This is a genomic window from Stutzerimonas balearica DSM 6083 (assembly GCF_000818015.1).
GTDB lineage: Bacteria > Pseudomonadota > Gammaproteobacteria > Pseudomonadales > Pseudomonadaceae > Stutzerimonas > Stutzerimonas balearica.
Genome location: NZ_CP007511.1, coordinates 4,108,061 through 4,122,320, shown reverse-complemented (window position 1 = coordinate 4,122,320; position 14,260 = coordinate 4,108,061). Strand labels below are relative to the sequence as shown.

The window sequence follows — 14,260 nt, the reverse complement described above, 5'->3', positions numbered from 1 at the left end:
GGGCATCACTCGAATCGGTTCGGATAGGGCAGCCAGAGCGCCTGGCCATTGACGCGGACGTAAGGCCTGCCGCTGTACTCGATGACCTGAGCGCCAGCGGTCTCGGAGACCGCGTCGGTCGCCGGCAGGCCGGCCACCAGTGTCGCCAGGTCGGGTGTCTGTGATTCGCTTTGTGCGGCATACAGGCGCGACACCAGCTCGGACAGGGCGAGAAAGCTGGATGGCTCGGTGACATGCAGCGGCCCGTCCGTCGCCGACAGGCCCATGCCGATCAGCTTCAGACCAACCGGTACCTGCGTGATCGAGGCGCGGGGAATTTCGCGCATCCCGGCGATCTGCATCTTGTCGCCATGCAGGGCGGCGCCGTGCTCGGGAACGATCAGCAGCGCGACGCGTCGGCCGCTGCGCTCCAGTTCGTCGATAAAACTGCTCAGATCACCGAGCAGGCGCTGGGCGCGCAGCCTGTAATCGGCTGACTGGGCCTGGCCGTCCGGGCCGAGGATCCGGTTGCCGTCGTGCAGGCTGATGCTGTTGTAGAACAGGCCAACGTGTGGCTCGCTGAGTGACTGACGATGGTTCCACCAACCGCGCAGGACATCCAGGTCGCGAGCGATTGGCGAGCCGTCGAAGCCGGCCATCGCGCGCGGGAAACGCTGGCTCGGCAATGCCGGCTGAGGCAGGCCCTGTGCGGTCACGTCGTCGGTGAAGCCGTCGAAGCGCCCGTTGTGGTTGAGCAGTGTTTCGGCACGAAAGCCCAGGTTCGCCAGGTTCTGAAACAACAGGCACTGTTCGGGAGCGGCCTGGTAGAGGGCTTGGTGAGGTGTCTGGCCGCAGCTGGCGCGCAGCAGGCGGATCGCTGCCGGGCCGCTGTAGGAGGTGGCCGAATTGAAACGGTCGAAAAGGATGTCCATACGCGCGAGCAGCGCATTGTCCTTCAGGCCTATGGCGTCCAGATCCTCCCAGGCGAGCGAGCAGATGTTGACCACCAGCACGTCGAATGCGGCCGCATCGTCGTTTCGCGGAGGGAACAAAGTCTGTCGACCGGCTTCTCGTTCGAAGAATCTCTGCAACCAGGCGTCGAGGGCTGTGTTGTCTGTCGCGACCTGGGTGCGCTCCAGCGGTGTGCTGGCGGTGACGGCCGCCTCAACCGGCTTCGCCGCCGTGCCGAGAGCGGGCATGGCTACCGGTAACCACAGCCAGATCAGGCCGAGCAGGCTGAAACTGGTCAGCCGCAGCCACTGCGCCAAGTAGCAGTAAGCAATGAGTAGCAAAGCGAGCAAGGCGACCGTCTGCCAGTCGATGAGACGCCCGGCGAGCTCCAAAAGATAGGTAGGGGTGAAGTCGAGCACGCCGGGTTGCGCCAGCAGGCGCTGGAACGGTGGTAGCCAGGTCTCGTGATACAGCAGGGCGGCTCCCGCCGGTACGGCGATCACTTGACGGGTCAGGCGCAACGATCTGCCTGGCAGCGGTGCGCAGAGCAGCGCGGCCAGCAACAGGTTGGGCAAGGGCTGGAGTGCGATCAGGCCAAGCGCGAGCAGCACGAACTTGGCCAGGAAATACAGATTCCAGTGACCCAGTCCGGGCCAGCGATGCAGGTGGCTGGTCTGAGCCTGTACTACAGCGGCCGTCATGGCTGCTCCTTCCGCGGGGGAGCTTCGGAGCGGCAGCGAGTGCCCGCACGACGTAAATGACGAGGCGGCAGCAGGCGATCAAGCCGATTGAGCAACGCACGCCAATAGGCGGCGACCAGGCAACCGGCAAGCATGCCCAGGGTCAGGCACAGCAGGGCCACCTCGAGCAGCCCGGTATGTGTCATGGTCGGGCCTCCGTGCTCAGTTCGAGGCGCACTGAGCGCGGGGCGAGCGTCGCGCCCGGCGTATCGGCTGACGGGCGATCGGCTACGCCAGTCGATGGTGCCTCGTCTGCGAGAAAGACGGTTCCGTCCAGATCACTGAGGTCATTCAGGCGTTCGAAGCTGACGAACAATTCCTGCCAGCTCACCGGGAAAATGTTGTCCAGCGCGGCCTCCACGGTTTCGCTGCGGCAGGCGAAGAGAAACAGGTACAGGCCGTCCTCGGTTTGGCAGAGGATGTCGCCCTGGCGGCGGAAGCGCGACTCGCCAAGCAGGCTGTCGGGACTCAGCCCCGGTAACAGGCGTATGTGCAGCAGGCTGTGGTCCAGCTCGCCATGACGCTTGGCCGCCCACATATGGCGCACCGCTTCGGCAAACGCGCGCGGAGTCAGGCGTCCGCGCAGTGGGAGGGGCTTCGAGCGCCCGAGGCTGTCTGCGATGTCGTTCGGGCTCTGGCGCTGCCAGGTGTGGCCTTGAATGCCCTCGATCAGCGTGAGCATGCGCGAGAGCGGCGTGCCGAATGGCATGACCAGCGACGCGCCGGCGGCCATCAGCAACTGGTCGTCACGATAGCGCAGACAGGGCGATGCCTCGCGCACGATTAGCTTCAGCTTGTCGCCACAGCTACGGCGAAGCCGGTCGAGCTGTACGGCCAGCTCATCGACTTCATCGCTGCGGCTGATACCCAGCAGTACGCTGGCCTGTTGCGCTGTCGCCACGCGTGGTAGGAGTTCGGCACGGTCGGCATAGACCCGCCAGCCGAAGGGTTCCGCCCTCAAGCCGCTAAGGGCGGCCCGCTCGGCATGCACCTCATGGCGATCCGGCGCCGCCTCGGCCTGCGCACTGGAGCTCGGCAATAGCTGACGTGTTCGGAAGCCTTCCGCTTCCTCGCTGAGGAGAATTTCACGCGGGCCGGCAGCCGGCCGGCTGTGCCAGTAGTAGACCAGCAGGCGGGGCGTGCCGGCTTCCCGAGCGATCGCCGCATAGCCTGAAAGCCCAGATATACGCTGCTGTAGTTGGCTGGCGATAGCCGTTGAATGGCCTTCGCTGACAATCAGTAATGCAGTGCTCCGGCGGACCAGCCAGGCATGCACCTTCGCGATCCAGTTCGACGAAGGGGGCTGCGCAAAGGCGTCACCAGACAATGCAAGAATGACGAGCTGCGTTGTGCCGTGGATCGCGCGGTCGAGTTCTGATGGCAATACTCGCAGCAGCGCAGCCATGTGCGGCGGGGAGACGGTGAGCAGGTCAAGACGGTGTGGGCCCTGGTCGGGCTGCAGGCCATTGAGGACCGCATCCTGGCGCTCGCGTGTGCTGACCAGCGTCGCCCGCGCAAGGCTCAGGCCGATCAGCGTCTGGCGCAGTAGCCGTGTGGCATCATCGGCCTGCGCCACTTGGAGCCAATGGATATTGCCGGTAGCCAGCGTCATGCCGCCCAGCACGAGGTCGCCAGTCCCCAGCGATGCCAGAGGCGGCTCGAAAACGCGATCGATCAACGGTGGCACCTGTGGCGGGATAGCTAGCAATAGTTTTATCGGTTAGCTGCGACTGAGCTTGATAGGCCCCGCGACGCATTTCGTCGGATTGCATGCGTTGTGGTGTCAAAATAATATCAATTGGCTATCTGTTCGCCAATAATTTGCAAACACCTTTCGTCGCGCCGAGTATTTGCATGGAAACTGAGCCCCTTAACGATCGAGACGACGCATCTTTATTGAAGACTCGGCCAGGGCTGGGGCGGCTGTTGAAGGCGCTGGGGTATTCGGCCGCCGGTTTTGCCGCGGCCTGGCGTCACGAAGCAGCGTTCCGCCAGGTGGCGCTTTGTGCCGCCGTCCTCTCGGTGGTGGCGTTTCTGGTCACTGATGTGGCGCTGGAGCGCGCCATGCTTATCGCACCGCTGCTCATGTCGCTGGCAATCGAGCTGATCAATTCGGCGATCGAAGCGACGGTTGACCGGATCTCATTGAGGTTGCACCCGCTTTCCAAACGGGCGAAGGACCTTGGTAGTGCCGCACAATTCATGGCCTTGCTGTGTATCGCCGTGGTGTGGTCGCTGGTGCTCGGCGGGTAGCCGCAAGGTCTCGAGGCGAGCGCTAGCAGAGGAAAAATCTGCTAACAATGGCTCACACGGGCGGCGCGGGGTGCTGCGCCATAATGCCCGCCATTGATATCCGGGGAGCCGTCATGACCACCACCGCGTCTGCCAGCGAAGGCGAAAAAATCCTGATCGTCGATGATGACGCGCGTCTGCGTCGTCTGCTCGAACGGTTTCTCGACGAGCAGGGCTACCGTGTGCGCACGGTCGAGAACACCGAGCAGATGGACCGGCTGCTCAGCCGTGAGATCTTCCACCTGGTGGTACTCGACCTGATGATGCCCGGCGAAGATGGTCTGTCGGCCTGCCGGCGCTTGCGCGAGGCGAACAACCAGATTCCGATCATCATGCTCACCGCCAAGGGCGACGAGGCCAGTCGCATCCAGGGGCTCGAGCAGGGCGCCGACGATTACCTGGCCAAGCCGTTCAACCCTCGCGAGCTGCTCGCTCGGATTCGTGCCGTGTTGCGCCGGCAGGCGCCGCAGGTGCCGGGCGCGCCGGCCAGCGAGGATGAGGTGGTCACCTTTGGCGACTACCAGCTGTTCCTCGGCACCCGCGAGCTGAAGAAGGGCGACGAGGTACACATGCTTACCACCGGCGAGTTCGCCGTGCTCAAGGCGTTGGTGCAGCATGCCCGTGAACCGCTGACCCGCGACAAGCTGATGAACCTGGCGCGCGGCCGCGAATGGGATGCTCTGGAGCGCTCGATCGACGTGCAGATCTCCCGCCTGCGGCGCCTGATCGAGCCGGATCCTTCCAAGCCGCGCTATATCCAGACGGTCTGGGGCGTCGGCTACGTGTTCGTGCCGGACGGCAACCGGTGAGCCGTCGCGGCGCCGCGGCCGGAGCCCGGCTCCGGTGAAGACGCCCGTCTGGTTTCCGCAGAGCTTCTTTGCCCGCACCCTGTGGATGGTGCTGGTGGTGGTGCTCTTTTCCAAGGTGCTGACGCTGGTCTACCTCATGGCCAACGAGGACGTGCTGGTCGATCGCCAGTACAGCCACGGCGCCGCGCTGACCCTGCGTGCCTACTGGGCCGCCGATGCCGAGGACCGGGCGCGCATCGGCGCGGCTGCCGGTCTGCAGCAGGTGCCGGCGATCGAAGTGCCGCGCAGCGAATACCACTGGCCCTACACCGAGATCTTCCAGCGCCAGATGCGTGCCGAGCTGGGCCCGGAAACAGAGGTGCGCGTACGCATCCAGCCGGCGACGGCGATCTGGGTGCATGCACCCAGCCTGGGCCCGGACTGGATTCGCGTGCCGCTTTACGCCTACCCGCTGCGCGGGCAGCGGATCTGGAGCGTGCTCGGCTGGTTCCTCGGCATCGGGCTGCTGTCGACCGGGGCGGCGTGGATCTTCGTCAGTCAGCTCAATCTGCCGCTCAAGCGCCTGGTCTACGCGGCCCGGCAGATCGGCAAGGGCCGCAGCGTGCGGCTGCCGATCAGCGACACACCGAGCGAGATGACAGAGGTCTACCGCGCCTTCAATCAGATGGCCGAAGACGTCGAGCAGGCCGGGCGCGAACGCGAACTGATGCTGGCCGGCGTGTCTCACGACCTGCGTACGCCGCTGACCCGCCTGCGCCTGTCGCTGGAGCTGATGACGCGCGACGAAGAGCTCACCGAGGAGATGGTGCGCGACATCGAAGACATGGACGCCATCCTCGACCAGTTCCTCGCCTTCGTGCGCGATGGCCGCGACGAGCCGGTCGAGGAGATCGACCTGGGTGAGCTGATCAGCGAGGTGGTGGCGCCCTACAATCAGCAGAGCGAGCGCATCCGTCTCTGCGTGCAGCCGATGCCGCTGCTGTCGCTGCGTCGAGTGTCGATCAAGCGCCTGCTGGTCAACCTCATCGAGAACGCCCTGCGCTACGGTGGTGACGAGGTCGAGGTGGCAGCGGCGGTGACCGGCGACGCCAACGCGCCCTACGTGGTGCTGAGCGTACTCGACCGCGGCACGGGCATCGATCCGAAGGAACTGGGCGAGATCTTCAATCCATTCATCCGCGGCGATCGGGCTCGGGGTGGTCAGGGCGCGGGCCTGGGCCTGGCGATCGTCAAGCGTATCGCCAACCAGCACGGCGGCATCGTCGAGCTGCGCAATCGCGAAGAGGGTGGGCTGGAGGCGCGCGTCAGCCTGCCACTGGGCCTGCTGCTGCCGCGCGGGGCGATGGGCGCCTGAGGCGCGGCACTCAGCCCTTGCCCTTGGTGCGCGTCAGGTTCGGCCCGGCGTTCTTCTCGAGGAACTGGACGATCAGCCCGGCGACATCCTTGCCCGTGGTCTGCTCGATGCCCTCCAGGCCCGGCGAGGAGTTGACCTCCATCACCAGCGGGCCGTGGTTGGAGCGCAGGATATCCACCCCGGCGACCGACAGGCCCATGGCGCGGGCCGCGCGCACGGCGGTGGAGCGCTCTTCGGGGGTGATCTTGATCAGGCTGGCGGTGCCGCCGCGGTGCAGGTTGGAGCGGAACTCGCCGGGCTTGGCCTGACGCTTCATCGCGGCGATGACCTTGTCGCCGACAACGAAACAGCGGATGTCGGCGCCGCCGGCTTCCTTGATGTACTCCTGCACCATGATGTCCTGCTTCAGGCCGAGGAAGGCCTCGATCACCGATTCGGCGGCCTTCTGCGTTTCGGCCAGCACCACGCCCATGCCCTGGGTGCCTTCGAGCACCTTGATCACCAGCGGGGCGCCGCCGACCATCTGGATCAGGTCGGGAATGTCGTCGGGCGAGTGCGCGAAGCCGGTCACCGGCAGGCCGATGCCCTTGCGCGAGAGCAGCTGCAGCGCGCGCAGCTTGTCGCGCGAGCGGCTGATGGCGACCGATTCGTTGAGCGGGTAGACACCCATCATTTCGAACTGGCGCAGCACCGCGCAGCCGTAGAAGGTCACCGAGGCGCCGATGCGCGGAATCACCGCGTCGAAGCCTTCCAGCGGCTGGCCGCGGTAGTGGATCTGCGGCTTGTGGCTGGCGATGTTCATGTACGCGCGCAGGGTATCGATCACTACCACCTCATGGCCGCGCTGCTGGCCGGCCTCGACCAGGCGACGCGTGGAATACAGGCGTGGATTGCGCGACAGTACGGCGATTTTCATTGGGCACCGGAGGAAGTGAGGATCTGGGGTTTGTCTTGCAGATAGCTGCGCGACGGGTCGATCAGCCATTTGCCATCGACCAGCGCGCGCGAGCCCAGCAGCAGGCGGTAACGCATGTTCTTGCGGCAGGTCAGGGTGAATTCCACGGGCCAGACGTGGCTGCCGAGCGCCAGCAGGGTGCGCACCACGTAGCGGGTCTGGGTCTGGCCGTTGGAGCTCTTGATGGTCTTGTGTGCGACCAGCGGTGCTTCACAGCGGTGGCGGCGCTGCACCAGGGTACCCAGATGCGCGGTGAAGCGGACCCAGCGCTTGCCGTCACGCTCGAACTCGACGATTTCGGTGGCGTGCAGGGCCGAGGTGCTGGCGCCGGTGTCGATCTTCGCCCGCAGGCCGACCACGCCCAGGTCGGGCAGGGCGACCCATTCGCGCAAACCGATCAGCGTGTGGGGATCGAGGCAGTCCAAGCGTGGCATCCATGAAATTTGCGGGCATTCTAGACGGCGTGCATGACAACTGCACGGGTCGCTACAAGGCTATGACAACGAGGTCGGATACAGGTTGAGCACGAGCGAAAAGGACGACGGCAAGGTCCGTCTGGACAAGTGGTTGTGGGCAGCGCGCTTCTTCAAGACGCGCGCGCTGGCCAAGGAAGCGATCGACGGCGGCAAGGTGCACTGTCGCGGCGAGCGTTGCAAGCCGGGCAAGGAGCCGAAGGTCGGTGAACAGTACGAGATTCGCTGTGGTTACGACGAACGCACGGTGATCGTCCGCGCCTTGTCGGCCGTACGCCGTGGTGCGCCCGAGGCGCAGACGTTGTACGAGGAGACCGCCGAAAGCCTGGCTCGCCGCGAGGAGGCCGCCGCGCTGCGCAAGGCCGGCGCACTAGGCGTGCAGACCGACGGCCGGCCGAGCAAGAAGCAGCGCCGGCAGATCGAGCTTCTGCGCGCCTTCAAGGGCTGAACGGCAGGGAACGGCGCGGCGGCAGGCCGGTCCACCCAGGCGATGGCGGGTGCCTCGGCAGGCCGCCGCTTCGTGTAAAATGCACGGCTTTTTCCCGGCCACCTTGCGAGCACCGGCATGTCCGATCAGACCCAACGCTTTCTCTTCGATGATTTCGATGTGCGCGGCGAAACCGCCACGCTCGCCGAGAGCTATCAGCACGTCCTGGCCAAGCACGCTTACCCCGAGCCGGTGGCCCAGCTGCTCGGCGAGCTGCTGGCGGCCGCGGCACTGCTGGTCGGCACGCTGAAGTTCGAGGGGCTGCTATCGCTGCAGGCGACCTCGTCCGGTGCCGTGCCGCTACTCATGGTCGAGTGTTCGAGCGAGCGCCATGTGCGTGGCATCGCCCGTTACGATGCCGAGCAGATCGAGGCCGGCGCCAGCCTGCCGCAGCTGATGCCCGAGGGTGCCCTGGCGATTACCATCGACCCGGCGCGCGGCCAGCGTTATCAGGGCATCGTCGCGCTTGATGGCATTGATCTGGCGGCCTGCCTGTCCGCCTATTTCGCCACCTCCGAACAGCTGCCGACGCGTTTCTGGCTCAACGCCGATGGGCGCCGCGCCTGCGGTCTGCTGCTGCAGCAGCTGCCGGCCGACCGCATCCACGACGCCGAGGAGCGGGACGCCAACTGGGAGCACCTGCTGACCCTGGCCGATACCCTGACCGCCGAAGAGCTGCTCGGCCTGGACACCGAAACCATCCTGCACCGGCTGTTCCACCAGGAGCAGGTCCGGCTGTTCGAGCCGCTGCCGATCCAGTTCCGCTGCAGTTGCTCGCGTGAGCGCTCGGCGCGCGCGCTGATCAGCCTCGGGCAGGCCGACGCCGAGCAACTGGTCGAGGAGCAGGGCGGGCGGATCGCCATCGATTGCCAGTTCTGCAATCACCAGTATCTGTTCGATGCGGCTGACGTGGCCCAGCTGTTCGCTGGCGCTGGCAGTCAGGGACCGGCGGCTACGCGTCACTGATGGCCTCTGGCCACGGTGAACCTTTTCGCCATCACGGGCTCATACCCAGCGCGACGCCTTTTCTGGCATAATCGCGCGCACTTTTTTCGATGTAGTACGCCCGGAGGCGGACTACAACTGTACGGAGGATTCGGCCCAAGGCCGACGGGGACACTCATGACGCAAGCGACCAACGCCGTGTACACCGACATCAGCATCGCGCAACTGATCGAAGAAGCCGTCAAGCGCGGTGAAGGTGAACTGGCCGCCAATGGCTCTCTGGTGGTTAAGACCGGACATCGCACGGGTCGTTCGCCAGCCGACCGCTTCATCGTCGAAGAGCCGAGTACCCAGCACCACATCGCCTGGGGCCCGATCAACCGTCCGTTCCCGGCTGGCCAGTTCGAAGCGCTGTGGAGCCGCGTCGAAGCCTACATCGCCGAGCGTGACAACTTCGTCTCCCATGTTCACGTCGGCGCCGATCCCGAGCACTACCTGCCGGTCAAGATGACCACCGAGACCGCCTGGCACAACCTATTCGGCCGCTGCCTGTTCATCGAGCCGGCGCAGTTCAACCCGGCCGGCAAGAGCGAATGGCGCATCCTCAACGCCCCGTTCTTCCAGTGCCAGCCCGAGCGTGATGGCACCAACTCCGACGGTTGCGTGATCATCAACTTCGCCGAGAAGAAGGTGCTGATCGCCGGCATGCAGTACGCCGGCGAGATGAAGAAGGCCATGTTCTCCGTGCAGAACTTCCTGCTGCCGGACGTCGACGTGCTGCCGATGCACTGCGCCGCCAACATCGGCGAAGACGGCGACACCACCCTGTTCTTCGGCCTGTCCGGCACCGGCAAGACGACCCTGTCGGCCGACGAGTCGCGTTACCTGATCGGCGATGACGAGCACGGCTGGGGCGTTGGCCGCGTGTTCAACATCGAGGGTGGCTGCTACGCCAAGTGCATCGACCTGTCCGAAAAGAACGAGCCGGTGATCTGGAAGGCCATCAAGTTCGGCGCCGTGCTGGAGAACGTGGTCCTCGACGAGCGCACCCGCCTGCCCGATTACGCCGACGCCAGCCTGACCCAGAACAGCCGCGCCGCCTACCCGCTGGAGCACGTCGAGAAGCGTTCCGAGAAGAACCTCGGTGGCGAGCCCAAGGCGGTGATCTTCCTGACCTGCGACCTGACCGGCGTGCTGCCGCCGGTGTCGATCCTGAACAACGAGCAGGCTGCCTATCACTTCCTCTCCGGTTACACCGCGCTGGTCGGTTCCACCGAGATGGGTTCGGGCAGCGGCATCAAGTCGACCTTCTCCACCTGCTTCGGTGCGCCGTTCTTCCCGCGCCCGGCCGGTGAGTACGCCGAGCTGCTGATCAAGCGCATCAACGCCTTCGGCTCGAAGGTCTACCTGGTCAATACCGGCTGGACCGGCGGTGGCTACGGTGTCGGCAAGCGCTTCAGCATCCCCACCACCCGTGCGGTGATCGCGGCGATCCAGAGCGGCGCGCTGGTCGGTGCCGAAACCGAACACCTGCCGATCATCAACCTGGACGTACCGAAGGCTGTTGCCGGCGTCGAGCCGCAGCTGCTCAACCCACGCAACACCTGGGCTGACCCGAGCGCCTATGATCAGGCGGCGAAGGAACTGGCGGCGAAGTTCGTCGAGAACTTCAAGAAGTTCGACGTCTCCGACGCGATCAAGAACGCCGGCCCGCAGCTCTGATCCGCTGCCGCCCGCACGAGGCCGCCTACGGGCGGCCTTTTTTATGGGCGCAACCATTGAGTGGTTCGATGGATTTGTTCGGAAAAGCCCTGTGGATTCGATGGAAGCCCGGGCCTAGCATGGCGCGCATCCGAATCCCACAGGAGGTCCGCATGGACATCGAAGAAGCGATCCGCAGCCGCCGTGCCATCAAGGCATATGACACCACGCACCAACTCTCGCGCGAGGAAAAGGACGAGCTGCTGCAGCTGGCAATGCTGGCGCCCAGCGCCTTCAATCTGCAGCACGTGCGCCTGGTGGAGGTGAGCGACCCGCAGCTGCGCCAGCAGATCCGCGAAGCGGGCTGGAACCAGGCGCAGATGACCGACGCCGCGATGCTGGTGGTGGTCTGCGCGCAGGTCGACAGCTGGGAGAAGAATGTCCGCCGCGTCTGGGACGGTACGCCACAAGAAGTGCAGGATTACATGGCCGGCGCCATCGATAACTACTACCGCGACAAGCCGCAGGTCCAGCGTGACGAGGTCATGCGCAGCTGCGGGCTGATGGCGCAGACGCTGATGCTCGCTGCCCGCGGCAAGGGCCTGGACTCCTGCCCGATGGATGGCTTTGACTTCGACGCGGTCGGCCGGCTGATCAACCTGCCGGACAACCACGTGATCGGCCTGATGGTGGCGGTCGGCAAGCGCACCGCCGATCCGCGCCCGCGCGTGGGCAAGCTGCCGTTCGACGAGGTGGTGATTCGCGACCGCTTCTGACGGTTTGAGGCGGCTTCAGTGAGTGCCGAAGCCGCCTGCGTTGCACCGCTGAACCGGGTGCCGATCAGCGCGCGGTCAGGCCGATGAGCATGTCGGCCACCCCCTTGGTCTGCTTTGAGGTGTTGGCGGTCTGCTCGCTGGAGCTCTCCAGTGCATTCAGCAGCCCGGTCAGCGAGCCGACACCGGCCGAGTGCGTTTCGATGTGCTGCGCCACGGCGCGGATCTCGCCGGCCAGCCGATCGATGTCAGTGCCGATCTCTTCGGCGTTCTTGCCGGTGATCTCGGCCAGCTTGCGCACCTCGTCGGCCACCACCGCAAAGCCCCGGCCCATGTCGCCGGCTCGAGCGGCTTCGATCGCCGCGTTGAGCGCCAGCAGGTTGGTCTGGCCGGCGATCTGCTGGATCGTCTGTACCACCGACTGGATGCGCTGGCTCGACTGGGCGAGCTCGCGCGCGCTGGTGACCACCTCCTCGGCCTGGTTGACCATTTGCTTGACCGAGCTGCCGGCCTGCTCGATGACGGCGCCCTGCTCGTTGATCGTCAGGGTCAGCTCGTCCATCGAGCCGTGCAGGTCGGTGGCGCAGCGGCTCAGCTGTTCGGACATGCTCTGGCGCTCATGATCGGCCTGCGAAAGCACCTGGCCGAGATCCGCCAGCCCGCGAAACACCGGGCGGATCTGCTCGTCCAGGCCCGCGATGTCCACCGCGCTGCTGTAGTCCTGGCGCTTGAACTGCTCGATCTGCTTGACCACCACCTGGCTCAGACCGGCGAGCTTCTTGATCTGCCGACGCAGAAAGAACGCCTTGAATTCACTGTGATAGGCAATGAAGTTGTCGGTGTATTCGTCGTGGAATTCCGCCTTGTCGTCGGTGCGGAAGAAGAACACCGCCGTCAGGGTCTGGTTGAGGTTCAGGCCGAGGATTTCGCCAAAGGTGGAGTAACCGGCGACCGGCACATCGTCGAATACCGCGTCCATGCCGGCCAGCGCCTGCTCGTTGTTGAGCCGGCGCAGGATGCAGTCGTTGAGAATGCCAACCAGCGGCTTGCCGGGCTTGCCGCGCATGAAGCGCTGGTAGTCGCGGCGGGTCGCCTCGGCCAGCGGGGTGCGCTTGACCATGATCAGCTCTTCGCCGGGCGCCACGTCGCAGAACAGGTGCACGCGCTCGTTGGCGAAGTCGATCTGCGCGATCGAGCGGACGAACACTTCATCGCCCACCCGAATGGCGAACGAGTAATCGGCCAGGCGCTGTTCGAGGGCCTGGGGCGCGCAGTTCAGCGCCTCGCAGAGCGCCTGCACCATGCTGCGGATATTGCCGCGAGCGTCCACCACCTGGCTGATGTAGCGCTCCTCCAGGGAGGCGCTGAGCACGCTCAGGCTGAGCGGCGTGGGTTCGAAGTTCTGGCTCTTGAACACGCCGAAGCGCACATCGCGGGCGCACTTGAGAAAAACGATCAGGGCGTGATTCTGGTAGGCGCGCTGGCCGTCGTGCAGCTGCGTACTCTTGAAGTCCAGCTTGCCGCCGGCGGAACCGCCAACGAACAGGCAGGGAAAACGGCCGGACTCGTAGAGCGCCTCCATGAAGAAGGATTCAGACGCCGACAGCCCGTCGAAAAAGATGTTGGCCAGGGTGTCGCGGTAGTCGATCTTCATCGACACCTGCAGCCGCTTGATCGATTCGGTCAGCCGCGCGATACGTTCGCCCATCGACAGGCGCTGGCCGCCGCCCCGAATGTCCTCGCTGGCCAGCGGCACGTGTACCACTTCGGCGGCGGCGATGACGCTGGCATCGAACAGCTGCAGCACGATGCCATCCCACTGGCCGCTGGTTGCGCAGTACAGATGCCCGGCCTCGCTCGACAACTCGCCGGCGGTGCTGCACAGGCTCATGGCCGTGCGCGGGAAGCGCTGCCGCAGCTGCCGCGCCACTGCGTCTATATCGACGTGCGGTGACACGAAGCCGGCCAGATAGGTGGGCTCGAAACGCAGGGCCGCCAGGCGCTCGGACAACTGCCGGGCGCTGGTATGCAGGCTCATGACACCTTCGCCGGAACGGGCGCCGGCCTTGAGACGGGTGAACAAGGACATGATCGTTATTCTCATGCAAAGGGCTGCGGGAGCCGGCTAACTTCTTTTTGTTCGTGCCGGGCATAGCCTTTATCGGCAGATTTCACGGCGGCCGTAGCGCCGTTCGGCGGCTCTCCTGACGAACCGACCGTAGCGAGGCGCGGCGATAGTGGCCATGCCACTATGGTTGCCGTCCGAAAGTACTGGGTCGACACGCCAAAAGGCGCTTCCGGGCGTCTCTGCCTCTATATCGGCGCAGCATCGCAGCACTCATGCTGCGACTTGCCAGCTGCCCGTCCTGCCTCTGCCGGCCCTTGCGGTGCCCGCGGGCGCGTTGGCGGCGCGGACGCCCGGCCGCCGGGCGACGCATTTCGCCCCGCTCGGTGCGGCGGTACGAAACCATGAGCTTCGTCCATGCCCTGCTCCATTGCGGTGGTGGTGCCGTCGACGGCTGGCGCAGGGCTGCGTTGGTTAGGCGATCTGGCTATCTGCTGGGTTGATGGGCTCCGGCGGGGCCCTGCGTTGGGTGGAAGGGGCTGAGTACGTCACGAACCGGGCCGGCATCCGGCCAGGCACAGAATCGGGTCGTATTAAAAGTTGCCTGCTTATTCGTTAGTTGAACTTCAAGTTATTCGGCCATCGGTCGATTTCCTGAACAGCAACACGGATTGAAAAACAGCTTCCGTGTTCTTCTCTACTGGCACTTCCGTTATTATCGCCGGTTCGTTTGTTG

13 protein-coding genes are annotated in these 14,260 nt (G+C 65.1%); 7 read left to right on the top strand and 6 right to left on the bottom strand.

Translation table 11 applies throughout. From position 1 onward, the window contains the following. Window positions 1-5: 5 nt before the first annotated feature. Genes bcsG through CL52_RS19125 form a run of 3 tightly spaced genes read right to left on the bottom strand, consistent with a single transcriptional unit; the run spans window position 6 to window position 3,348 of the window. Complete coding sequence (gene bcsG / locus CL52_RS19135; RefSeq protein ID WP_043222523.1) at window positions 6-1,631, bottom strand: cellulose biosynthesis protein BcsG; 1,626 nt, start codon at window positions 1,629-1,631, stop codon at window positions 6-8. Further along, on the bottom strand, window positions 1,628-1,816 hold the full coding sequence (bcsF, locus tag CL52_RS19130; RefSeq protein WP_043222521.1) for a cellulose biosynthesis protein BcsF: 189 nt from the start codon (window positions 1,814-1,816) through the stop codon (window positions 1,628-1,630). The genes bcsG and bcsF overlap by 4 nt, the downstream gene beginning before the upstream one ends. Continuing rightward, window positions 1,813-3,348 (bottom strand): BcsE family c-di-GMP-binding protein, encoded by a 1,536-nt coding sequence (locus tag CL52_RS19125; protein WP_052264603.1) that lies wholly within the window; start codon window positions 3,346-3,348, stop codon window positions 1,813-1,815. Before CL52_RS19125 ends, bcsF begins: the two co-directional genes overlap by 4 nt. A gap of 176 nt (window positions 3,349-3,524) precedes the next feature. On the opposite strand from CL52_RS19125, the gene CL52_RS19120 reads away from it, so the two are divergent. The 3 genes from CL52_RS19120 to CL52_RS19110 all read left to right on the top strand — a co-directional run bounded on the left by CL52_RS19120 (window position 3,525) and on the right by CL52_RS19110 (window position 6,125). Further along, a complete protein-coding gene (locus CL52_RS19120) occupies window positions 3,525-3,923 on the top strand; it encodes a diacylglycerol kinase (protein ID WP_043222518.1) in 399 nt (132 codons plus the stop codon). Window positions 3,924-4,036: 113 nt separating this feature from the next. Beyond that, the gene (ompR, locus tag CL52_RS19115) at window positions 4,037-4,771 is read left to right on the top strand and encodes an osmolarity response regulator transcription factor OmpR (RefSeq protein WP_041109552.1); all 735 of its coding nucleotides are present in this window, start codon (window positions 4,037-4,039) and stop codon (window positions 4,769-4,771) included. Between the two features lie 34 nt (window positions 4,772-4,805). Beyond that, the gene (locus tag CL52_RS19110; protein WP_043222516.1) at window positions 4,806-6,125 is read left to right on the top strand and encodes an ATP-binding protein; all 1,320 of its coding nucleotides are present in this window, start codon (window positions 4,806-4,808) and stop codon (window positions 6,123-6,125) included. A gap of 10 nt (window positions 6,126-6,135) precedes the next feature. Here the strand turns inward: CL52_RS19110 and rimK are convergent, their stop codons facing one another. Next, window positions 6,136-7,041 (bottom strand): 30S ribosomal protein S6--L-glutamate ligase, encoded by a 906-nt coding sequence (rimK, locus tag CL52_RS19105; protein WP_041109556.1) that lies wholly within the window; start codon window positions 7,039-7,041, stop codon window positions 6,136-6,138. After that, window positions 7,038-7,505, bottom strand: a complete 468-nt coding sequence (gene rimB, locus CL52_RS19100; protein ID WP_102847920.1) for a retropepsin-like aspartic endopeptidase RimB — start codon at window positions 7,503-7,505, stop codon at window positions 7,038-7,040. Before rimB ends, rimK begins: the two co-directional genes overlap by 4 nt. Before the next feature lie 94 nt (window positions 7,506-7,599). On the opposite strand from rimB, the gene CL52_RS19095 reads away from it, so the two are divergent. The 4 genes from CL52_RS19095 to CL52_RS19080 all read left to right on the top strand — a co-directional run bounded on the left by CL52_RS19095 (window position 7,600) and on the right by CL52_RS19080 (window position 11,462). Beyond that, window positions 7,600-8,001 carry an RNA-binding S4 domain-containing protein gene (locus CL52_RS19095; RefSeq protein ID WP_043222514.1) on the top strand — a complete coding sequence of 134 codons (402 nt, stop codon included), beginning with the start codon at window positions 7,600-7,602 and terminating at the stop codon, window positions 7,999-8,001. Between the two features lie 117 nt (window positions 8,002-8,118). Continuing rightward, entirely contained in the window at window positions 8,119-9,006 is an 888-nt protein-coding gene (gene hslO, locus CL52_RS19090; protein ID WP_043222509.1) for an Hsp33 family molecular chaperone HslO, read from the top strand. Between the two features lie 156 nt (window positions 9,007-9,162). Next, complete coding sequence (locus CL52_RS19085; RefSeq protein ID WP_043222505.1) at window positions 9,163-10,707, top strand: phosphoenolpyruvate carboxykinase; 1,545 nt, start codon at window positions 9,163-9,165, stop codon at window positions 10,705-10,707. A gap of 152 nt (window positions 10,708-10,859) precedes the next feature. Beyond that, window positions 10,860-11,462, top strand: coding sequence for a nitroreductase family protein (locus CL52_RS19080; RefSeq protein ID WP_043222503.1), 603 nt, complete (start codon window positions 10,860-10,862; stop codon window positions 11,460-11,462). A gap of 64 nt (window positions 11,463-11,526) precedes the next feature. On the opposite strand, the gene CL52_RS19075 is transcribed toward CL52_RS19080, so the two are convergent. Further along, entirely contained in the window at window positions 11,527-13,548 is a 2,022-nt protein-coding gene (locus tag CL52_RS19075; RefSeq protein ID WP_043222500.1) for an FIST N-terminal domain-containing protein, read from the bottom strand. Between the last annotated feature and the right edge of the window lie 712 nt (window positions 13,549-14,260).

Excerpts from the sequence above, each read along its gene's own strand:
- bcsG (WP_043222523.1), bottom strand. The coding sequence starts at position 1,631 with ATGACGGCCGCTGTAGTACAGGCTCAGACCAGCCACCTGCATCGCTGG.
- bcsF (WP_043222521.1), bottom strand. The coding sequence starts at position 1,816 with ATGACACATACCGGGCTGCTCGAGGTGGCCCTGCTGTGCCTGACCCTG.
- CL52_RS19120 (WP_043222518.1), top strand. The coding sequence starts at position 3,525 with ATGGAAACTGAGCCCCTTAACGATCGAGACGACGCATCTTTATTGAAG.
- ompR (WP_041109552.1), top strand. The coding sequence starts at position 4,037 with ATGACCACCACCGCGTCTGCCAGCGAAGGCGAAAAAATCCTGATCGTC.
- rimK (WP_041109556.1), bottom strand. The coding sequence starts at position 7,041 with ATGAAAATCGCCGTACTGTCGCGCAATCCACGCCTGTATTCCACGCGT.
- hslO (WP_043222509.1), top strand. The coding sequence starts at position 8,119 with ATGTCCGATCAGACCCAACGCTTTCTCTTCGATGATTTCGATGTGCGC.
- CL52_RS19085 (WP_043222505.1), top strand. The coding sequence starts at position 9,163 with ATGACGCAAGCGACCAACGCCGTGTACACCGACATCAGCATCGCGCAA.
- CL52_RS19080 (WP_043222503.1), top strand. The coding sequence starts at position 10,860 with ATGGACATCGAAGAAGCGATCCGCAGCCGCCGTGCCATCAAGGCATAT.
- CL52_RS19075 (WP_043222500.1), bottom strand. The coding sequence starts at position 13,548 with ATGTCCTTGTTCACCCGTCTCAAGGCCGGCGCCCGTTCCGGCGAAGGT.